This window comes from Vreelandella stevensii S18214 (genome assembly GCF_000275725.1).
In the GTDB taxonomy this organism is placed as follows: Bacteria; Pseudomonadota; Gammaproteobacteria; order Pseudomonadales; family Halomonadaceae; genus Vreelandella; species Vreelandella stevensii.
Genome location: NZ_AJTS01000038.1, coordinates 17,921 through 37,828, shown reverse-complemented (window position 1 = coordinate 37,828; position 19,908 = coordinate 17,921). Strand labels below are relative to the sequence as shown.

21 protein-coding genes are annotated in these 19,908 nt (G+C 63.1%); 12 read left to right on the top strand and 9 right to left on the bottom strand.

Features of this window, described 5'->3' with window-relative positions; genetic code table 11:
• The first annotated feature begins 184 nt into the window (after nt 1-184).
• The 8 genes from rho to HSS18214_RS0109285 all read left to right on the top strand — a co-directional run bounded on the left by rho (nt 185) and on the right by HSS18214_RS0109285 (nt 7,033).
• The gene (gene rho / locus HSS18214_RS0109320; protein WP_016915030.1) at nt 185-1,444 is read left to right on the top strand and encodes a transcription termination factor Rho; all 1,260 of its coding nucleotides are present in this window, start codon (nt 185-187) and stop codon (nt 1,442-1,444) included.
• A gap of 61 nt (nt 1,445-1,505) precedes the next feature.
• On the top strand, nt 1,506-2,999 hold the full coding sequence (ubiD, locus tag HSS18214_RS0109315) for a 4-hydroxy-3-polyprenylbenzoate decarboxylase (RefSeq protein ID WP_016915029.1): 1,494 nt from the start codon (nt 1,506-1,508) through the stop codon (nt 2,997-2,999).
• Nucleotides 3,000-3,040: 41 nt separating this feature from the next.
• Nucleotides 3,041-3,820, top strand: a complete 780-nt coding sequence (locus tag HSS18214_RS0109310; RefSeq protein ID WP_016915028.1) for an FAD-binding oxidoreductase — start codon at nt 3,041-3,043, stop codon at nt 3,818-3,820.
• Nucleotides 3,821-3,886: 66 nt separating this feature from the next.
• Nucleotides 3,887-4,015 carry a hypothetical protein gene (locus HSS18214_RS19665; RefSeq protein WP_016915027.1) on the top strand — a complete coding sequence of 43 codons (129 nt, stop codon included), beginning with the start codon at nt 3,887-3,889 and terminating at the stop codon, nt 4,013-4,015.
• A gap of 142 nt (nt 4,016-4,157) precedes the next feature.
• Nucleotides 4,158-4,310 (top strand): hypothetical protein, encoded by a 153-nt coding sequence (locus tag HSS18214_RS19060; protein WP_016915026.1) that lies wholly within the window; start codon nt 4,158-4,160, stop codon nt 4,308-4,310.
• A gap of 339 nt (nt 4,311-4,649) precedes the next feature.
• Nucleotides 4,650-5,714, top strand: coding sequence for a 3-deoxy-7-phosphoheptulonate synthase (locus tag HSS18214_RS0109295; RefSeq protein WP_016915025.1), 1,065 nt, complete (start codon nt 4,650-4,652; stop codon nt 5,712-5,714).
• Between the two features lie 63 nt (nt 5,715-5,777).
• The gene (locus HSS18214_RS0109290) at nt 5,778-6,290 is read left to right on the top strand and encodes a DUF3087 family protein (RefSeq protein ID WP_016915024.1); all 513 of its coding nucleotides are present in this window, start codon (nt 5,778-5,780) and stop codon (nt 6,288-6,290) included.
• 14 nt (nt 6,291-6,304) lie between these two features.
• Entirely contained in the window at nt 6,305-7,033 is a 729-nt protein-coding gene (locus tag HSS18214_RS0109285; protein WP_016915023.1) for an MliC family protein, read from the top strand.
• Between the two features lie 30 nt (nt 7,034-7,063).
• Here the strand turns inward: HSS18214_RS0109285 and HSS18214_RS0109280 are convergent, their stop codons facing one another.
• Entirely contained in the window at nt 7,064-8,143 is a 1,080-nt protein-coding gene (locus tag HSS18214_RS0109280; RefSeq protein WP_016915022.1) for a metal-dependent hydrolase, read from the bottom strand.
• Between the two features lie 75 nt (nt 8,144-8,218).
• Between HSS18214_RS0109280 and HSS18214_RS0109275 the strand changes: the two genes are divergently transcribed.
• The 3 genes from HSS18214_RS0109275 to HSS18214_RS0109265 are packed head-to-tail and all read left to right on the top strand — an operon-like array spanning nt 8,219 to nt 9,647.
• The gene (locus HSS18214_RS0109275; RefSeq protein ID WP_026001843.1) at nt 8,219-8,674 is read left to right on the top strand and encodes a DUF411 domain-containing protein; all 456 of its coding nucleotides are present in this window, start codon (nt 8,219-8,221) and stop codon (nt 8,672-8,674) included.
• A 55-nt stretch (nt 8,675-8,729) separates the two neighbouring features.
• A complete protein-coding gene (gloA, locus tag HSS18214_RS0109270; protein WP_016915020.1) occupies nt 8,730-9,170 on the top strand; it encodes a lactoylglutathione lyase in 441 nt (146 codons plus the stop codon).
• A gap of 48 nt (nt 9,171-9,218) precedes the next feature.
• On the top strand, nt 9,219-9,647 hold the full coding sequence (locus HSS18214_RS0109265; RefSeq protein WP_040460968.1) for an META domain-containing protein: 429 nt from the start codon (nt 9,219-9,221) through the stop codon (nt 9,645-9,647).
• A 17-nt stretch (nt 9,648-9,664) separates the two neighbouring features.
• Here HSS18214_RS0109265 and HSS18214_RS0109260 read toward each other — a convergent pair whose 3' ends face one another.
• Nucleotides 9,665-10,825, bottom strand: coding sequence for an FAD-dependent oxidoreductase (locus HSS18214_RS0109260; protein ID WP_016915018.1), 1,161 nt, complete (start codon nt 10,823-10,825; stop codon nt 9,665-9,667).
• A 36-nt stretch (nt 10,826-10,861) separates the two neighbouring features.
• A complete protein-coding gene (locus tag HSS18214_RS0109255; protein ID WP_016915017.1) occupies nt 10,862-12,253 on the bottom strand; it encodes a GGDEF domain-containing protein in 1,392 nt (463 codons plus the stop codon).
• 150 nt (nt 12,254-12,403) lie between these two features.
• Here HSS18214_RS0109255 and HSS18214_RS0109250 point away from each other — a divergent pair, with 150 nt between their 5' ends.
• Nucleotides 12,404-12,784 (top strand): hypothetical protein, encoded by a 381-nt coding sequence (locus HSS18214_RS0109250; RefSeq protein ID WP_016915016.1) that lies wholly within the window; start codon nt 12,404-12,406, stop codon nt 12,782-12,784.
• Nucleotides 12,785-12,817: 33 nt separating this feature from the next.
• On the opposite strand, the gene HSS18214_RS0109245 is transcribed toward HSS18214_RS0109250, so the two are convergent.
• Genes HSS18214_RS0109245 through HSS18214_RS0109220 form a run of 6 tightly spaced genes read right to left on the bottom strand, consistent with a single transcriptional unit; the run spans nt 12,818 to nt 19,890 of the window.
• The gene (locus HSS18214_RS0109245; RefSeq protein WP_016915015.1) at nt 12,818-14,956 is read right to left on the bottom strand and encodes a dihydrolipoyl dehydrogenase family protein; all 2,139 of its coding nucleotides are present in this window, start codon (nt 14,954-14,956) and stop codon (nt 12,818-12,820) included.
• A gap of 54 nt (nt 14,957-15,010) precedes the next feature.
• Nucleotides 15,011-15,637: a TIGR04282 family arsenosugar biosynthesis glycosyltransferase gene (locus HSS18214_RS0109240; protein WP_016915014.1), complete on the bottom strand. Its 627-nt coding sequence runs from the start codon at nt 15,635-15,637 to the stop codon at nt 15,011-15,013.
• The gene (locus tag HSS18214_RS0109235) at nt 15,627-16,346 is read right to left on the bottom strand and encodes a TIGR04283 family arsenosugar biosynthesis glycosyltransferase (protein WP_272942912.1); all 720 of its coding nucleotides are present in this window, start codon (nt 16,344-16,346) and stop codon (nt 15,627-15,629) included. Before HSS18214_RS0109235 ends, HSS18214_RS0109240 begins: the two co-directional genes overlap by 11 nt.
• Nucleotides 16,333-16,968 carry an ATP-binding cassette domain-containing protein gene (locus HSS18214_RS0109230; protein ID WP_016915012.1) on the bottom strand — a complete coding sequence of 212 codons (636 nt, stop codon included), beginning with the start codon at nt 16,966-16,968 and terminating at the stop codon, nt 16,333-16,335. The genes HSS18214_RS0109235 and HSS18214_RS0109230 overlap by 14 nt, the downstream gene beginning before the upstream one ends.
• Entirely contained in the window at nt 16,968-18,656 is a 1,689-nt protein-coding gene (locus HSS18214_RS0109225; protein ID WP_016915011.1) for an ABC transporter permease, read from the bottom strand. Before HSS18214_RS0109225 ends, HSS18214_RS0109230 begins: the two co-directional genes overlap by 1 nt.
• A gap of 16 nt (nt 18,657-18,672) precedes the next feature.
• Nucleotides 18,673-19,890: an ABC transporter substrate-binding protein gene (locus tag HSS18214_RS0109220; RefSeq protein ID WP_016915010.1), complete on the bottom strand. Its 1,218-nt coding sequence runs from the start codon at nt 19,888-19,890 to the stop codon at nt 18,673-18,675.
• Nucleotides 19,891-19,908: the final 18 nt, after the last annotated feature.

The following is a 19,908-nucleotide window of genomic DNA, read 5'->3' as shown; positions in this document are numbered from 1 at the left end:
CACCAATTACGGCTAATGGCTACATCATGGCCGACGCGACTGCCCATACTTATCAATCGAGCGTGTGCCTGGATGGAGTCTGAACGCATCACTCGGCGCTTTGCCCTAATGACCTGGGCCTCGCCTCCTGTCTTATTCCCGGCGCTCGTCGCCCAGCTTTCATGAGCAATTTTCTAACACACCGATGAATCTCACTGAACTCAAGCAAAAAACCGTTCCCGAGCTGCTCGATATCGCCCGCGAAATGGGTATCGACAACCTCGCCCGTTCGCGCAAGCAGGACATCATTTTCGCCATCCTCAAGAAACATGCCAAAAGTGGCGAGGATATCTATGGCGACGGTGTGCTGGAAATTCTTCAGGACGGCTTTGGCTTCCTGCGTAGCGCGGATAGCTCTTACCTTGCCGGGCCAGACGACATCTACGTCTCGCCTTCACAGATTCGTCGTTTCAATCTGCGCAAGGGCGACTCCATTTCTGGCAAGATCCGTCCGCCGAAAGAGGGTGAGCGTTACTTTGCCCTGCTGAAGGTGAGTCAGATCAACTTTGACCGCCCGGAAAACGCCAAGCACAAGATTCTCTTCGAGAACCTGACGCCGCTGTTTCCCACCGAGCGTCTGCGCATGGAGATCGGCAACGGCTCCACCGAAGACCTCACCGCACGTATCATCGACCTGACCGCGCCCATCGGCAAAGGGCAGCGTGGTTTGCTGGTGTCGCCCCCCAAGGCGGGTAAGACACTGATGCTGCAGAACATCGCCACGTCCATCACGCGTAACAACCCCGAGTGTCATCTGATCGTACTGCTGATCGATGAGCGCCCGGAGGAAGTCACCGAGATGTCGCGCACCGTGCGTGGCGAAGTCGTGGCCTCGACGTTCGATGAGCCGCCGGCGCGTCACGTTCAGGTCGCCGAAATGGTCATCGAGAAGGCCAAGCGCTTGGTCGAGCACAAGAAAGACGTGGTGATTCTGCTCGACTCCATCACCCGTCTGGCGCGGGCCTACAACACCGTGGTGCCCAGCTCTGGCAAGGTACTGACCGGTGGTGTCGATGCCCACGCGCTGGAGAAGCCCAAGCGGTTCTTTGGTGCGGCGCGTAACATCGAAGAGGGCGGCAGCCTGACGATCATCGCCACGGCGCTGGTCGACACCGGCTCCAAGATGGACGAGGTCATCTTCGAAGAGTTCAAGGGTACCGGCAACATGGAAGCCCATCTGGACCGCAAACTGGCCGAAAAGCGCGTCTTCCCGGCCATCAACATTCGTCGCAGCGGCACGCGTCGCGAAGACCTGCTGGCGTCGGAAGACGAAATGCAGCGCATGTGGATTCTGCGCAAGCTGCTCAACCCGATGGAAGATACGGCCGCGACCGAGTTCCTGATTGACCGTCTTAAAGATACCAAGACGAATCTGGAATTCTTCGAGGCAATGAAGCGCCGTTAAGGCGCTGCATGGTGGCGCCACCTGCTACGCGGCGACTGATATCCGGGTTGAGGAGAGGACCTTGAAGTACAACGACTTGCGCGATTTCATAGCAGCGCTGGAAGCTCAAGGTGAGCTCAAGCGCATTACCGCCGAAGTTGACCCCTACCTTGAAATTACCGAAATCTGTGACCGTACGCTGCGTGCCGGTGGCCCGGCACTGCTGTTCGAAAATGTCAAAGGTCACGACATGCCCCTGTTGGGCAACCTGTTTGGTACGCCCAAGCGCGTTGCGCTGGGCATGGGGCAGGAGTCGGTAGAAGCCCTGCGGGAAGTCGGCAAACTGCTGGCGTTTCTGAAGGAGCCTGACCCGCCCAAAGGGCTGAAGGATGCCTGGGAGAAGCTGCCGATCTTCAAACAGGTGCTCAGCATGGGGCCGAAGAACGTCAAACGCGCCCCGGTCCAGGAAGTGGTCTACGAAGGTGACGACGTAGACCTGGACCGCCTGCCCATTCAGCACTGCTGGCCGGGTGATGCAGCGCCGCTGGTGACCTGGCCGCTGGTGATCACCAAAGGGCCGCACAAGAAACGTCAGAACCTGGGGATCTACCGCCAGCAAAAGATCGGCAAGAACCGGCTGATCATGCGTTGGCTGTCCCATCGTGGGGGCGCGCTGGACTTTCTGGAATTCCAGAAGGCGCATCCTGGCGAGCCCTTCCCCGTGGCCGTGGCCCTGGGGGCAGACCCCGCCACGATTTTGGGGGCGGTCACCCCGGTGCCCGATTCGCTCTCGGAGTACGCGTTTGCCGGACTGCTGCGCGGATCGCGCACCGAGCTGGTCAAGTGCGGCCATGCCGAGCTGGACGTGCCTGCCTCCGCCGAAATCATGCTGGAAGGGTTCATCTACCCCGACGACATGGCCCCGGAAGGCCCCTTCGGCGACCACACTGGCTACTACAACGAAGTAGACCGGTTCCCGGTGTTTACCGTGACGCGCATGACCATGCGCCGCGACGCGATCTACCACTCCACGTACACGGGGCGTCCGCCCGATGAGCCCGCCATTCTTGGCGTGGCGCTCAACGAGGTGTTCGTGCCGATCCTGTGCAAGCAGTTCCCCGAAATCGTCGATTTCTACCTGCCGCCGGAAGGCTGCTCCTACCGCATGGCGGTGGTCACCATGAAGAAGCAGTATCCGGGCCATGCCAAGCGGGTGATGATGGGGGTGTGGAGCTTTTTGCGTCAGTTCATGTACACCAAATTCGTGATCGTGCTGGACGACGATGTCGATGCCCGTAACTGGGAAGACGTCATGTGGGCAATCACTACCCGCATGGACCCGGCCCGGGACACGGTGATGGTCGAGAACACCCCCATCGATTACCTGGACTTTGCCTCGCCGGTTTCCGGGCTGGGCTCCAAGATGGGCCTGGACGCCACCAACAAGTGGCCCGGGGAAACCGACCGAGAGTGGGGAACGCCCATCGTGATGGACGATGCCATCAAGACCCGCGTCGACCAGCGTTGGGAAGAGCTGGGTATCGATATTCCCCTGCCCGCACCGCGACACGGCTAGTGCTGCCGTGGGACTGAACGATTTGCCAAAAAGAGGCTTTCATGAGCGTTAATACGTCAACGTGTAAAACGCTGACCTGCCAGGTGACCGCCGTTGAAGATCTCAATCCCGATGTCTTCAGGGTGGTGATTGCCGGACGCGCAGAGGCAATGCAGCACGCCCCCGGCCAGTACCTGGAACTCAAGCTGGACGACGATACCTGGGTGCCTTTCTCGATCGCCAGCGCCGACCGCGGCGATGGCACCCTGGAGCTGCAGATCCAGCACTGGCCCGAGCGCGAGAACTCCCGCCGCTTACGCCAGTTGCTACAGGTGGCCAACCAGCTGACCGTACGCCTGCCCAGCGGTGTCTGTGTGCTGGATGGGCAGAGTGAGCGCCCCCTGCTGCTGATCGCCGCAGGAACCGGGTTCGCGCAGATGAAAGCCATCGTCGAGGCGGCCCAGCGTGACCAGCCACAGCGGCCGATATCGCTGTGGTGGGCGAACCGCGAGCACCGCGACCTGTATGCCGAAGATCTGGCATGCCAGTGGGCTCAACAGGCCGAGCAGCTGTCGTTCCATGCGGTGACCGAGTTTCCGCTGACCGAATCTCTTGCTGCTGGCGAGCGTATTCACCACCATCAGGGGCGGGTCGACCTGGTGCTGGAGAGCCAGTTGGTGAAGGCGCTGGAAAAAACGCTGGGCACGCCGGAAGGCTGCGATATTTACCTCTCTGGTTCGCCGGGCATGGTGTACGCCTGCGTCGATGTGCTGGAGCGGCTGGGCGCGAGCAGTGAGCGTATGTTCTCGGATGTGTTTGCCTACGCTCCACGCCCTCACTAGAATGATCTACCGACGTAAGCAATAGAGCGGCAAGAGCCGCCTGTAGACCCTTGACGAGGAGGCTATATGGCCCATCATGATGAAGACTTCAAAGATGAATCCGGACTGTTGCCTATCGTGCTGGGCATCGTCGTGCTGGTCAGCATGAGTGCGCTGCCCGCCACCATCGGCTGGATTCAGGCCTTCAGTAACTGAGGCTGCCGCTGGCCTGACGGACAGGCCAGCCCCTTGAATGGAAAATCTTGCATGAAGAACCTCGAATGGCGGGTTGCCATTTGGCGTTTTGGCAGGCAGGATTAAGCAGTATCGTCGTTATGACTTTTATGAGGAAGCCGCCATGCATCATGCTGCGTGTTCAGACCGCCGCCAGCGCCAACCGGAAACGGTGGTGGGCGCGTGGGCGTATACGTCGCTGAGCGTCGCGTCTTTCCAGCCCGTTTATTATGCAGCGTATTGGTTTAGCCAGGGTGTGCCGCTGGCCGACGCCTGATGTCGGGTCGGCAGGCACACCGCACAGGTGACCTGCCGCATGCAAAAAGCCTCGGTGGGTTACCCCACCGAGGCTTTTTTCGTTTTACGCTGCGGTCAGCCAGGCTGGCCTGAACGGGCCACGGGTTTTCATTCAATGCAACACAGGAGCTGCACCATGTCTTACCGCAACCGCGCAATCGTTAGCCCCCAGGCCTTCCGTTATATCGGCTATGGCTATGGCTGGCGATTTAGTGACGCGCGGTCGGTGCAAGCTGCCACCTCCGATCGTGCTTGCCTGGGTGGCAAGGAAGGATTGCGATGTTTAGCGCTGTGTCCCACGATCTCGGAGAGTTGACCCATGAATGCCCCTATTGCCCCCCAATGCACGCCCCTGGCAGACGACCACGTCTCCTTGTCCTCCACGCCCTTGCCGTTGCCCGCTGAGCTGCGCCAGCGCATTGCCATCAATGCCCCCTTGGCCGTACAGATTGCCGAGCAGCAGCGTGCGGTACAACGTATTTTGAATGGCCAGGATGACCGCCTGCTGGTGGTGGTCGGGCCTTGCTCCATTCACGACCCGGACGCTGCACTGGAGTATGCCGACCGCCTGGCGGCGCTCAGCGACGACATTGGCCAGCATATCCTGCCGGTCATGCGTGTCTACGTGGAGAAGCCGCGTACCACGGTGGGCTGGAAGGGACTGGCCTACGACCCGCACCTGGATGGCAGCGGCGACATGCCTCATGGAATTGCCCTGTCGCGGGAGTTGATGCATGCGGTGGCCTCGCGCGGCTTGCCGGTAGCGACCGAGCTGCTGCAGCCCATGCTGGCGCCTTACCTGGATGACCTGCTGAGCTGGGTGGCGATTGGCGCGCGGACCACGGAGTCCCAGCTGCACCGGGAGCTGGCCAGTGACCTGACCGCCGCGGTGGGTTTCAAGAACGCCACCAGTGGCGATGTGCAGGTGGCCATCGACGCCATGCAGGCTGCGGCGCACGCCCATCAGCGGTTTGCCATGGACCGCCAGGGCCGCCCCATCATGCAGGAAACCGCCGGTAACCCGCACACCCATGTGGTGTTGCGCGGCGGGCACGGCGAGCCCAATTACCAGGCCCACCACGTGCAGGCGGCCATCGACACGCTGCAACGTGCGGGGCAGAACCCGCGCCTGATGGTGGACTGCAGCCATGCCAACGCTCGCAAGGATCATCGTCGGCAAAGCGAGGTCATGCGGGAGGTGCTGGCACAGCGCCAGGCAGGCGAGGCCCGCCTGGTCGCGCTGATGCTGGAGAGCCATCTGGTCGAAGGCAAGCAGCCGCTGAGCCTTGGCCAACTGCGCTATGGCGTCTCGGTCACCGATGCCTGCGTGGGTTGGGAGACCACCGAGCGGCTGCTGAAGAGTGCCGCCGAACAGCTGGCCTGAGCGCGTTGACTGACCTGGTCAGCCCCGTATCATAAGAGGTTCCTTTCGATAACGAGGTTGGCCATGGCCTTTACCCTTGAGCACCACGATCCAGATACCTATCGGCGCAAGGCGCGCATCATCAGCATCATCATGGCAGGGCAGTTGGTGGTATTCGGCCTTCTGTTCTCCATGCTGCTGACCGCGACTTTCGGCAGCAGCTTCTGGCTGAATGCCCTCGGGGTGCTGCTGGGTCTGCTGGCGACCAGCGCCATGTTTGCGGCCCTGCGTGAGCGGCCCTGGATGGTGGAGATGCGCTATGTCTGGCAGCTCAAGCATCACCTGTCGCGCATCAGCAGCTATCTGCAGCCGCTGCGTCGTGGGGTAGAAGAGGATAATCGTCTGGCGCTGGATATCCTGACCTTTTATCACCAGGGCATGTCGCAACTGGCCGAGCTGAACGGCCGCACCACCGATGACGATGCCGAGCGGCTGGCCGAAAAAATGCAGGTCAAGGTCCGGCGCGAAGCGCTTGGCTTGCCCGCAGAGGTAACGTCTTTCGATCCGCATGATCTCAGCGCCTTCAAACCGTCATAACGGGAACCTGCCTCATGATCGCCAAGCCCATTACCTTTCGTCCGCTGTTGGCCATGGCCTCGGTGGCCCTGCTGGCAGGCTGTGCCAGCACCCCACCTGCGGCGGAAACCCCCACCCGCACCACGGTGCATAGCACAGCGCCCTTGTTGCCTTCTGCGCTGTTTCCCGGCAGTGCGGAGCAGTTCCAGGCCTGGCATTGCCAGCCGGCTCATCAGGATCTGGTCACCGCCTTGAATGGCGACGAATTGCGCTTGTGGTCACTGCACGGTGCCTGGCGTTTGCCGCAGGCTGTGGTGGCCAGTGGCGCGCGTTATCAGGATGGCGAGATCAGTTTCTGGAACCGTGGCGAGCAGGCCCAGGTAGAGACGCCGCGGGGTCAGTTGCAGTGCCAGCAGGGGTTGGCACGCGCTGCGGCCACCCGTTCGGCACATCCGGGCGTCATGTTCCTGGCACGAGGCAACGAGCCCGGCTGGAGTATCGAGCTGGCCCATGACGCACCGGTCATGACCTGGACCACGCAGTACGGCAGTGAAACGACCACGCTACCTTATATGGTCAGCGTCATGGATAACGCCGCGGGTCGTGTGGTGATCGAAAACGCCGATGCCGAGTCGTTTTTCCGGGTGAGGATCGAGTCAGGGGCCTGTTTTGACGACATGAAAGGCCAGCCGTACCCTGCCCGTGTCACGGTCAGTATCGGCGGCGAACAGTACAAGGGGTGTGGCCAGGGCATTGCGCCCTGATCACAACTCTGAATTTCCCTTCATGAGGGGTCAGCAGCGATAAAGAAACGGCTCGGTGCGCCATTGAGGGTCGACGAAGTCAGTGGCGCAGAGTGCCGAAATATCGCCGCCTGCCCGTGACGCCAGGCGCGCCAGGGTTTCCAGCTCCAGCCCGCGTGGGGTGCTGACCTGCTCGCTGACCTCCAGCGGTACCCAGCGCTCATCTTCCCGGGTGGCCAGGGTGAAGTTGAAGGGGTGAAAGCCGGGGAACCCGAGACGAATGTCGGTGGCGATTAGTGTATCGACGCCATCGATCTGGCGGATCTCGTAGCGCAGGAATGGCCCCGTGAACCAGGCCAGGCGCTCCCCTTTGGGGTTGCCAAGGGCCGCGCTTTCCAGTGCCACGTTACGCCGCAATGGCTCAAGCGTAGGTGTGCGCTGGCGGTCGAACACGCTGATCAAGCTTTCGTAGTAGTGATCGTCGTCAATGATTGTGGCGCGCCATAGGGCAATATTGAAGGGGGTGGGCTGCACCATTACTGGCGCCTGCTGCAGGTTGGCCTCAGCCAGGGTGGGGGCCAGGCGCTGCTCGACGTGCCACTTGGCGCCCGCGGCCAGCAGCAGGTAGGCGCTGGACACCGCCAGGCCCACGCGACACGCTTTTTGCACCTTGTGGGTCGAGGCGCCAATCAGCAGGGCCAGCAATAGCGGCAGCGTATAAAGCGGGTCGATGATGAACACGATCGGCCACGCAGCCGGGGGCACGTCCAGCGGCCAGAACAGCTGGGTGCCGTAGGTGGTCAGGGCGTCCAGCAGTGGGTGGGTGGTCAGGCAGAGGACGTAGAACCACCACCAGTGGCGCAGGTGAACGGGGCGCTGCCGCGTGGCGGGCCAGCGGTAGGCGGTCAGGAGGGCCAGCAGCGTACCCAGCCCCGTCAGCACGAACAGCGAATGGCTGAAGCCACGGTGCTCGGTGACATTGGCCACCGCATCGCCGTAGTCCAGCACCACGTCCAGGTCGGGCAGTGTGCCCAAAAGCGCGCCCACCACGATGGCCTTGCGGCCCCAGCGGCGCCCCAATATCGCGCCGCCCACAGCGGCGCCCAATGCCGCCTGTGTAATCGAATCCACTGATGCCTCCCGGGGTCGTCCCGTCTATCGCGTGATGGTGTTAGTATTATACAGATCTTTAGTGATGGTGATGAAATGTCAAAAAAACGTCTAATAATGCCGCTGTTGATGATAGCAGGGCTGGCCGTATCGTTGTCGTCTGCACAGGCCGCTCCCGTGATCGAGGTACACAGTGACCCACACTGCGGCTGTTGCAGCGACTGGGTCAGCCATCTGGAAGAGGCTGGCTTCGAGGTCGACCACCACCGCCATGATGGGGTGCGCGCCATCAAGATAGAGCATGGCGTTACCCCTGAGCTGGCGTCCTGTCATACGGCGCTGGTAGAGGGCTATGTCATCGAGGGCCACGTGCCAGCGGGTGACATTCAGCGCTTGCTGGAGGAGCGCCCGGCTATTGCTGGCCTGGCCGTACCCGGTATGCCGCATGGTTCACCGGGCATGGAAACCGGCAGGGTAGACGACTACGCGGTGCTCGGATTCACCCGCGATGCGCGTCCGCCTGCTATCTTTAGCGAGTATCTTCAACCATAGCAAAGGGTTAGCGCTGACCTACTGGCGCTGCACTTGACCAGAGAGAGACGACTCAATGCAATTTCTACATACCATGGTTCGCGTCCATGACCTGGACGCTTCGCTTCACTTCTATTGCGACCTGCTAGGTCTCAAGGAAGTACGCCGTAAAGAGAACGAGAAAGGGCGTTTTACGCTGATATTCCTGGCTGCGCCGGACGATGAAGAGCGCTCAGCGCGCCTGACGGCGCCCGAGCTGGAACTGACCTACAACTGGGACCCTGAGGAGTACACCGGCGGGCGCAATTTCGGTCACCTGGCTTACCGTGTCGAGAACATCTACGACCTGTGCCAGAAGCTCCAGGACAATGGCGTCACCATCAATCGTCCGCCTCGGGATGGCCATATGGCGTTCGTGAAGTCGCCGGATGGCATCTCCATCGAGTTATTGCAAAAAGGCGATGCCCTGGCGCCTCAAGAGCCTTGGGCATCCATGGAAAACAGCGGCAGCTGGTGAATGAGCAGGAGCACACGCAAGGTGAAAGCACACTATCGTAATACGTTGATGGGGTTGAGTCTGGCGCTACTGGTGGCGGCCTGTGGTAGCTCACCGCAGCAGGAGCGAGTGGATGCGCCCCCCCGTGGTGATCTGTCGGGGCCGGTCGTCGAGCAGCGCTGGAACCTGCTGTTGGTGGGGACCGATGAGCGTTTGTCGATGCCCAGTACGCCATTTTTCCGCATTGGGCGTGACGGCAAGGTGAGTGGTTCGGATGGCTGCAACCAGTTTACCGGTACGGTCAGCCTGGGAGAGAGTCAGCGCATCGAGTTCAGCGAGTTGGCGTCCACCCGCATGGCCTGCCCGAACATGGAAGGTGCCAAGCGGGTCACGGACATGCTGGATACCGCCTACCGCTACCTGATCGACCATGATCGGCTGGTGTTCTTCGGCCCGGATAGCCGGGTGCTGGGCGGCTGGCGCAAAGCCAACGGCTAGCAGCGGTAGGGGCGGTTTTAATGTGTGAAAGGCGGATTGAAGCGGGCAACGAAGCGCGCATCGATCCGCTTTTTCCATTCCCATACCCAGCGGCCTGAAAAACCGATGGCGCCTCGACTGGCAATGGCGCGACCGTCCCCTGTGCCAATCAGTGCCAGCACTCGCCTGGGGGGCTCCCAGGTGGCCAGCGGGGCGCCGTAGCAGGCGGCTCGCAGGTTGTCGGCCAACACGGGCCCCATACGCACTGCGTACACGCCGGCCTTGGGCAGTGGCGGCGTGTGCTGGCCGAAAGCTGCACAGTCTCCCGCCGCAAATATCCCCGAGTGGCCTGTGACTTCGAGGGTCGTGTTCACGCTGATGAACCCCCGTTCGTTGCGTGGCAGCGCGGTTTTCTCGAGCCAAGGCTGGCCCACGGCGCCGGTGGCCCAGAGCACGATGTCGGCGTCGATACGCTGGCCTGCTTGCGTATGCACGCCGCCCGCCACTAATGCACTGCCCCGTAATCCCGCGTGTACGGCAATATCGGCCCGTTGAAGTGCGCGCAGTACCAGCCTGCGCGGTAGCCAGCCAGCGCCAGGCAGCAGCGAGGGGGACGCGCTGATGATGGCGCCTTTCCATGCCACGTCGGGACGCCGTTGGCGCAGCTGTGCCAGTACGCTCATCAGGGTTTCACAGCCCGCCGCACCGCCCCCCACGCTCACCACGTTCTGCCGTGTGCCGGGAGGCAACTGGTCGATATCCTCCAACAGCGCCTGCCAGCGATGGTGCAGAGAACCGAGTGGCCGCATGGCCAGCAGGGCGGGCTGCGTGCGCTCAGCGTTTTCGGCGTGCTGAGGCGGCTGGAGAGTTGCGCCCACGTTGAGCGAGGCCACGTCGAAGGCCACCACATGGCCGTCCTGCAGAGTGACCTGGCGTTTCGTGGGGCACAGGGCCACGGCCGGTGAGGTGATGAGACGAGCCCCCGCCCGCTGGCAGAGCGCGGCGATGTCCAGCTGGGTGTCGCGCAGCGTGCACTCCCCCGCAAGCCAGGCAGGCACGCCACCGGAATAGGCGGCCAGTGGACTATCGCTGACCACCGTGAGCGATATCGTCGGGTCCGGGCGCTGGGCAAACGCTTCCAGCACGAAGGCGTGGGCGTGGCCTGCGCCGACCAGCAATAGCCGCTTGGGTGGGGGCATCGGGGATACTCTTGTGTCGAAGGCTGCAGGGCAGCGTCAAGGGCAAAGAACGCACCGGTTCTTGCCAGCCTGCTTGGCAAGATAGAGGCCCTGGTCGGCGCGTTCAAGCCATTGCCGAGGCGATTCATGGGCGTGTAGCAGCGTGGCTCCCATACTGATCGAGACCGGCGCCGCCACGGCGAAGCGGACGTTTGCGACGGCTAGCCGTACGCGGTTGGCAAACTGCAAGGTGCCCTCATGGTCGAGCTCCCTGGCCAGAATCATGAACTCTTCGCCGCCCCAGCGGCCAAGGTGGTCTCCTTGGCGCAAGACTCTCTCTACCACGCCGACCAGATCGCGCAACACATCATCGCCTACCGCATGCCCATGAGTGTCATTGATGCGCTTGAAATCGTCGATGTCGAACAGAATGAGCGCCATGGTGGTGTGGGTCGGGTCGATACTGTCGAGCACCAGTTCGGTATAGTAACGGTTCCAGCACTGGGTAAGGGCGTCCTTGTGCGCCAGGGTTTCCAGCCATTGATTCGTGGCGACGAGCTGCTGGTTGAGATTGGCGATTTCGATGGCCGTGATGACCGAGGTCAAGTCATCGGCCAGCTCGGCAAGGCTGTTGATCTCGGATGCGAGCCAGTAGCCGACAGGAGTATGCGGGCAGCTCAGTTCGGGCAGCAGTGGCACGGCGTGACGACGACGAAACAGCATCAGCCACGCTGGCTGTGCGTCAGCAACATGAACACTGACGGCAATCCCGCCCGCGCACTCGCCATCAAGCTTGATGGCCTCCGTGTCGTCCAGCGGTGCTGCCAGGGACGTGATGGCCGCTAGAAGCTGGCGCTCAGGGGGGCACTGGCCAAAGCAGGCCAGCTCTTCCTGATAATAGAGCGCTATGCCGACCGCTTGAAAGATGCGACACCAGCTTTGTCCGTGACGTTGAACGAGATGCTCGATACTGCATGTGTGCTGCATGTCTTTGAGAATCGAGCGTCTTCGCCGCCTCAGGCGTATACGCCTCTCCGTTGCATTGGCGGCCTTCAAAAGACGCAGGCGCTGGCTGGCAAGGTCGATGAAGAGCGTCAGCCACTGGGTTTGCTCATGAGTATCCGGCGTTGGATAAGCCACATAGCCCCAAATGCCGAACTCGCCTTGGATGTCGCGATAGTCCAGCCCGAGCGTGGACAAAGAGGCGAGCGAGGTGATGAGCCGCAGCGCATGGGGGGCTGCCTGTTGGCCAGCAGGCGAAAGATAGTAGGTCAGGTGCAGGGCTTTGGCGTCGTGAAGACGGTACAGGGCGATGGGCTGCTGACGGTTGATATGGTACAGCGTGCTGGCCAGCCCCTTCAGCAGCGTATCCGGGTCGGGTGCCGAACCAAGGGTCGATAACGCCCGGTGCAGATAACTCGGTTCGGGAAGATAAGGCGTCTGGCTCATCCTGGCAGACTCCTGGCGCGCTAGCGGCCGTCTTGCGTGTGCACGGTTTAGTTTAATTCGGAATTGAAGTAATGATTCAATCAGAAGGTTAACCGTTATTCAACTCTTATTGAAGAATCACTTCACATTGGCGGCATGAATGAAAAAAGCATGTTTGCCGAGCGTTTGATAGCCGCCATGCAAGCGGCAGGGTACGAAGCCCGACCCTCCGTTCTGGAGCGTGAATTCAATCTGCGCTATTGGGGAAAACCCATCACCTTCCAGGCGGTCAGGCGCTGGTTGCGGGGAGACTCGTTTCCAAGCCAGGAAAAGCTGCTGGTTCTGGCCCAGTGGTTGTCCGTCTCTCCGCACTATTTGCGTTACGGCGCGGCTGAGGTGGTGGGTGTCAAGGAGCCTGCCGCCGCCTGGCAGGTATCCCCCGATGCCGATGAACTGAGGCTGTTGGCCCTGTATCGCCAGTTACCCCAGGCACAGCGGAAACTGGTGCGCGACATCATGGAAAACTTCGTAAACGACCCACAACCCCCCTGATCCATCGCACCCAAGCGCCCCTGCCCGCGGTGGTCATTCGCCACGGCGCCAGTGAAAGTAGCGGTTCAACCAGGCCAGCACACGCTCGGGTTTGTGCGCGTTCTTCCATACGCCTGCGGTGGCCTTGGCCGCTTCGCCCAGGGTGGGGTAGGGGTGAATGGTGCCGAGCAGCTTGTTCAGCCCCAACCCGTGTTTCATGGCCAGGGTGAATTCGCCCAGCCACTCGCCAGCGTTTTCCGCCACGATGGTGGCGCCCAGAATCTTGTCCTTGCCGGGCACGGTCAGCACCTTGATGAAGCCGTCGGTGGCACCTTCGGCAATGGCGCGGTCGCTGTCGCGCATGGCGTAGCGGGTCACTTCGTAGGCAATGCCTTTGGCGGTGGCCTCTTTTTCATTCAGCCCCACCCGCGCCACCTCCGGCTGTACGTAGGTAACGGCGGGCATGAAACGGTAATCCACGGCGAAGCTTTTCAGCTCGCCAAACAGGGCGTTGACGGCGGCGTGCCAGGCCTGATGCGCCGCCGCATGGGTCAGCTGATAGGGGCCTGCCAGATCACCGCAGGCCCAGATGTTGGGCACCCGGGTTTGCAGCCGCTCATTGAGGGCCAGGGTGCCGACCTGGGTCGTACTGATGCCCAGTGTTTCCAGCCCCAGGCCTTCCACGTTGGCCTGACGCCCCGCGCTGACCAGCAAATAATCGAACGCCAGCGTCAAGCGTTCCCCCTGGTGCTCGATGACGAGCTGGTGTGCACCGTCTGCCTGGCTGACTTCCAGCGCAGTGGCGCCCGTCATCACCGTCACGCCTTCCCCGGAGAGCGTGCCTGCCACATGCTCGCCTACCTCGCTATCTTCACGGCCCAACAGCTGGGGCGCACCTTCAACCAGGGTGACCTGACTGCCCAGCCGAGCAAAGCTTTGGCTGAGTTCGCAGCCAATGGCGCCGCCGCCCAGCACCACCAGGCGCTTGGGCAGCTCGGTGAGCGACCACAGGTTTTCCGAGGTGAGCAGTGGCGCGTGCTCGATGCCGGGCAGCGGCGGCACCCGTGGGCGAGCCCCCGTGGCCAGCACGATATGGCGCGCGGTGAGCGTGGTATTCCCCACGCGAACTTGCCAGGGCGTGACGAGCTGGGCGTGGTCCTGATACACCGTGACCCCCAGCCCGGTATAGCGCTCGACGCTGTCGTGGGGCTCGATGTCGGCAATGGCTTGATGGACATGGCCCATCACTTTGGCAAAGTCCACCTCGGGGGCACTGGCGCTGACGCCAAACCGATGGGCGGTGCGAATCTCGTGGGCCGCCCGTGCCGCCCGTATCAACGCTTTGGAAGGCACGCAGCCGGTATTCAGGCAGTCGCCGCCCATCTTGTGCTTTTCAACGAGGGCTACCTTGGCGTTGACGGCGCTGGCGATGTAGCTGGTGACCAGCCCCGCCGAGCCACCGCCGATCACCACGATGTCGTAATCGAAGCGTGCAGGCCGGGTAAAGTCCTGGTAAACCTTGCGTGTTTGCACGGCGGCGGCAATACGCCGGGCCAGCCAAGGAAACACCGCCAGCAGTGCAAACGAAGCCAGCAGCCCCGGCGAGACGATCCCCCCCAGGCTCTCCAGCTCACCCAGCTGGCCGCCCGCGTTGACGTAGACGGCCGTGCCCGGCAGCATGCCCAGCTGGCTCACCCAGTAAAACGTGGTGAGCTTGATCCGCGTGAGTCCCATGACCAGATTGATCATGAAAAACGGGAAGATCGGCACCAGGCGCAGCGTGAACAGATAGAACGCGCCGTCCTTCTCCACGCCCCGGTTGACCGTCTCGAACTGGCGGGGAAAGCGCTTTTCAATCGGCCCACGAAACAAGAAGCGCGAGAGCAGGAACGCCAGGGTGGCCCCCAGGGTGCTGGCAAAGGAGATGATCAGCAGCCCCCAGCCCAGGCCAAACAGTGCCCCGCCCAGTAGCGTCAACAAGGCCGCACCGGGCAAGGAGAGCGCCGTCATCACCACATACACCGCGAAGAACAGACCCGCCACTTGCCAGGGAGACTGCTGGAACGCGGCCTGAAACTGGCTGCGGTAGGCCTGCAAGGTCTCTAGGGTAAAGAAGGTGTGGGCGCCACTGACGTAAAAGCCCAGTATGGCCAACAGCAGCAGGGTGATGAGCAGCAGGCGCTGACGATTCATGGCAGGCTCCGGGAGAGGAAGAGGTGATGGTCAGTGACGATACGCGAGAATGCCTTACACACTCGCTTGATGAAGTTGTTGCCAGCGAAACCAGTCTTCGGGGCGGTCGATGTCCCACATGGTGTCGGGGTAGGCGGCCTCCAGGCCCAACGCGGCAAGGCGTTCGCGGGTTACGCTCAGCACCTGCTCGGAGCCCCAGGGAATCGCCGTGAACAGCTCGGGGTAGTCCTGGTGGCTGCCAATCAGCCCGTAGCCGCCATCTTCGGCGGGCAAAATGACCACATCAAAGGTGGCCAGGGCTGCTCGGCAGCGTCGCAGCATGGCCACGCTGATGCTGGGACAGTCGGTGCCCATGACCATGGCCGGGTAGCCTGACGTGTGATTCAGTGCCCGGCGAACGCGCATGCCCACGTCGCCAGGCTGCTGGGCCGCCAGGGCAATGCCATGCTGCGCCTGCAGCTCCAGAAACAGCGGGTGATTATGCTCCAGCGAGGTCCAGAGCGTGACCTGGCTCGCCCCCAGGGCCTCGCAGGCCGTGGCCACACAGTGGCGCACCATGGTGGCATGAGCATCGGCGGCCCCCTGAGGGCCCAGAGCAGGGATTAGCCGGGTCTTGGCATGGCCGGGCAGTGGGGCCTTGGCCAACAGATGCAAGTGGGCAGACAGTGAGTCAACGGGCATCACGGTACTCCTTGGCCAGTTGCGTGGCACTGACGCCACGCCAGTAGCGGTAGCGCAGCCGCCACATCAGGCAGATGGTTGTCCAGGCGCCCTGCTGGTCCCAGCGCCTGCCCGAGCTTACCACTTTATGGGGCAGACAGGCGGGCGGTGAGTACGCCTTCAGGCGCTTGCTGAGTTCGATATCTTCCATCAGCGGCTGGTCGGGAAAGCCGCCCAGCGCAAAAAACGTCTCACGACGCACGAACAGCCCCTGGTCGCCGGTGGCGATGCCGCTGAGCCGAGAGCGTCGGTTCATCAGCGCGGCGACGAGCGGCAGCCAGCGGCTTTGCCCTGCCAGACGAATGTCAAAGCGCCCCCAGTGGCGGTGCAGCAGCGCCTGGCAAAGCGCATCGATGGCCCGGGTTTCATGGCCCCAGGGCAGGTGGGTATCGGCGTGCAGGAACAGTAGCAGGGGCGCTCGCGCCTGCCGGGCGCCCAGGTTCATCTGCCGCGCTCTGCCCGGCGGGCTTTCGAGCACCGCGTCGGCCAGCGGGGTGGCGAGTGCCACGCTGGCGTCGCGACTGCCGCCATCCACCACCAGCACTTCGACGCCTTGCGAGCGTAGCGGTTGCAGGCGCATCAGCGTGGCGTGAATGCTCACCGCTTCATTAAGCATCGGGATGATGAGCGTCACCCTGGGAAGCCCGGGGCCGTGGTCAGTCGAGGACAAGCACGTCGCCTCCCGCTGCCGAGGCGTCGGCCTCGTCGTGGGTGACCAGCAGGGTTGGTAGCCCGGCGTCGCGGAGCTGCCCGAACACCAGCGCACGCATTTCCTGGCGCAGCGCCGTGTCCAGTTTGGAAAACGGCTCGTCCAGCAATACGGCCCGGGGCTGGGAGAGCAGCAAGCGCATCAGCGCGACCCGGGCTTGCTGCCCGCCGGAAAGGGTGGTCGGGTCACGCGCTTCGTAACCGGCCAGCCCGACCTGAGCCAGCGCATGGGCCACCTGTGCCTGGGGTTGCGGGCTGCGCTTGGGCAGGCCAAAGCGCAGGTTGCCCGCCACGCTAAGGTGGGGGAACAGCAGCGGGTCCTGAAACAGCAGGCCGATGCCACGCCGCTCTGCTGGCAGGGGGGAGAGCTCGCGCTCGCCCAGCCATAGACGGCCTTCGGCACGAAAGGGGGCGGCGAGAAAACCGGCCAGCAAGGCCAGCAGGGTCGATTTGCCCGAGCCGGAAGGCCCCATGACGGTCAGCACGTCGCCGGGGGCGATGGTGGCTTCGATGTGGAGCAGTTCGCGCTCAGCCAGGAAAATGCGCACCTGCTCCAGGGTCAGGGCATGTCGAGCTGTGTTCATTACCGGGCTCCTTCGTTGGATGAGACGCTGCGGGGCGCTCCCAGCCAGCGGGGGATCGCCAGCGCCAGCATGAAACCCGCCAGCGGCAGAACGGCCTGCACCAGCGCCCAGACGCCAATCAAACGGCGATTGCCGCCGGATGCGAGGGCGACCGCCTCAGTGGTCACGGTGGAAACCCTGCCCGCCCCCAGCAGCTGCGTGGGCAGGTACTGGCTGATGCTCACGGCCAACCCGACGGCCAGCGACGTCAGCAGCGGGGCGAGCAGCAGCGGCAACCGCACCCGCCAAAACGCGAGGTTGGGCGTGACGCCCAGCGACTGTGCCATGTGAATCCAGCGCGGGTCGAGCTGGCGATAGGCTTCCGCCAACGACAGGTAAAGATAGGGCAGCACGAACAGCAAATGGCCCGCCATCACCAATGCCAGCTGCGGGCGAATCCCGAGGCTTTCCGCCGCTACGATCAAGCCAAACAGAAACGCAATCTGCGGCACCAGTAACGGCAAGTACAGCAGCCACAGGGCACGGGAAGGACGAATCTGCTGGCGCTGCTCATGCTCCAGCGCCGCCACCACCAATAGCGCCGCCACCCCCGTGGAGACCACCGCAATGGCCAGGGTCGTCCGCAGGGGACCTGCGAGCTGAGGGGCGCTGCGCTGCCAGTGGTCCAGGGTCAACACTTGCGGAAACAGCTCAGGAAAGCGCCAGAAACCGGCCACCGAAAACAGCGCCAGCCCCGCCAGGGCCGCCAGGGCGGCGACGGTTACCAGGGTCAGGCCGCCTCGGCCCGCAATCTTCACTGCCGTGGCGCCGCGCTGGCGGCTGCCGTTGACGAGCCAGCCCCGGCTTGACCAGCGCACACCCTGCTCCATGAGCCACCAAAGCAGCAGGGCCAGCACCGTGACCCCCAGTTGCAGCACGGCCGCGGCAGAGGCCATCAGGCGGCGGGTGATGTCCGGGTCGTTGAGCCAGCCCAGAATCGACACGCTGAGGGTCGGCGGCAGGCGCGGGCCCAGAATCAGCGCCATATCCACTACCGAGGTAGCGTAGGCGATCACCGCGTAGACCGGCAGCCGAATCAGCGGGTAGAGCGAGGGCAGCACCACCTTCAGCCAGCCGATTACCGGGGTATAGCCCAGCGACCGGGCAAGCCGAAGCCGCTTTTCGGGCTGCAGCTGGGGCAGCGCTGCCAGGCTCATCAGTAGTAGGAAGGGCGCTTCCTTGAGCACCAGGCCAAGGGTCAAGGCCACCCCCCAGGGGTCATTGACCACCAGCGCGTCAGGCGGGCTCTCCCAGCCGGTCAGCCAGGGCGAAAAGAGCCGCGCCGTCAGGCCGGACGGGGCGATCAGGAAGGCAAAGCCAAAGGCCACCGCCGCATGGGGAATCGACAGCAGCGGCGACACCCATCGCCGCAGGCTGCGGTCAAGCCAGGTGCCCTGGCTGGCGGCCAGAAACAGCACCACCACCAGCAGCGCCAGGGCAGTGCTGGCCAGGCCGCTGAACAGGCTGACCAGCACCGAGCGGCCCAGCCCCGGCTGGGCCAGCAGCTGTTGCCAGGGGGCGAGGCTCAGCTGCTCGCGACCAATGACCGGCAGGTAGCCAAAGGCGGGCAGCAGCACCATGGCCAGCCCTGCCGTCACCGGCAGGACTAGCAGCGCCACGAGGGTAATGGGCGCCAGCCGCAGCATCATGAACGAAGGGCCATGCTTAGTTGACGCCGTAGCGCTCGAGCCAGGCGGCTTGCAGGGCGGTCATCCAGCTGGGGTGGGGCTCGGCGAGGGTATTGGAGAGAGCGTCGGCAGGCAGGGCCGAAGGATGGTGGTCGCCCTCCTCGAACAGCGCCTGCTGTGCGTCGCTGAGCTGGTCGATGGCCAGCACGCTGCGGTCGCCCCACATGCTCAGCGACTGCTTCTGCGCTTGCGCCTCCGGAGAGAGCAGGAAGTTGGCCAACGCCATGGCGCCCGCCTTGTGGGGCGAGTTATAGGGAATCGCCACAAAGTGAACGTTGCCCAGGGTGCCCCCTTCCAGCACATAGCTGCGCACGCTGTCCGGCAACTCGTACTCCATCACGGCCACGGCGGCATCGGTGGGGTAGAAGGAGAAGGCCAGGCTGATCTCGCCATCGCTCATCAGCGTGCGCAGATTGGGGCCGGATGCAGGGAAGCTGCGGCCGCTGCGCCACAGGTGGGGGTGCAGCGCATCCAGGTAGGCCCACAGCGGAGCCGTGATGGCCTCGAAATCCGCGTCTTCGACAGGCTGATAGAGCGCCTCGTCTTGTTCCGTCAGTTCGATCAGCGCCTGCTTCAGGAAGGTACTGCCGGTGAAGTCGGGGATGCGCGGATAGCTGAACTGGCCGGGGTTCTGCTGCGCCCAATCCAGTAAAGCTTCGATGCTCTGGGGAGGCGTGTCGATGTGGGCGCTGTCGTAGAAGAAGGTGATTTGCGCCTTGCCCCAGGGGGACTCATAGCCTTCGGTGGGCAGCGTGAAGTCCGTCACTACCTCGGGGTTGTCGTCGGGGTGGGTGAGGGCGAAATGGGGCAGAGAGTCGGCAAAAGGGCCGAACAGCAGGTCCTGGGCGCGCATGGCGGCAAAGTTCTCACCGTTGATCCAGATCAGGTCGATACTGCCATCGTCGTGATTACCCGCCTGCTTTTCCCCCAGTACCCGAGCCACGGCGCTGCTGGTGTCATCGAGCTTGACGTGCTCGACGCGCACGCCGTAGGTGGTACGCATCTGCCCGGCGACCCAGTCGATGTAGCGATTGGTGCGGTCATCGCCACCCCAGGCGTTCCAATATACGGTCTGGCCTTCGGCATCGGCCAGAACGCTTTCCCACTCCTGTTGGTCGGGCTGGGCGACCACCGGCGTTGTCAGGGTCGCTAAAGCAAGCGCCACGGCGGTGGCTAAAGCAGAGCGTGATTTCATCGAATGCCTCGTAACGTC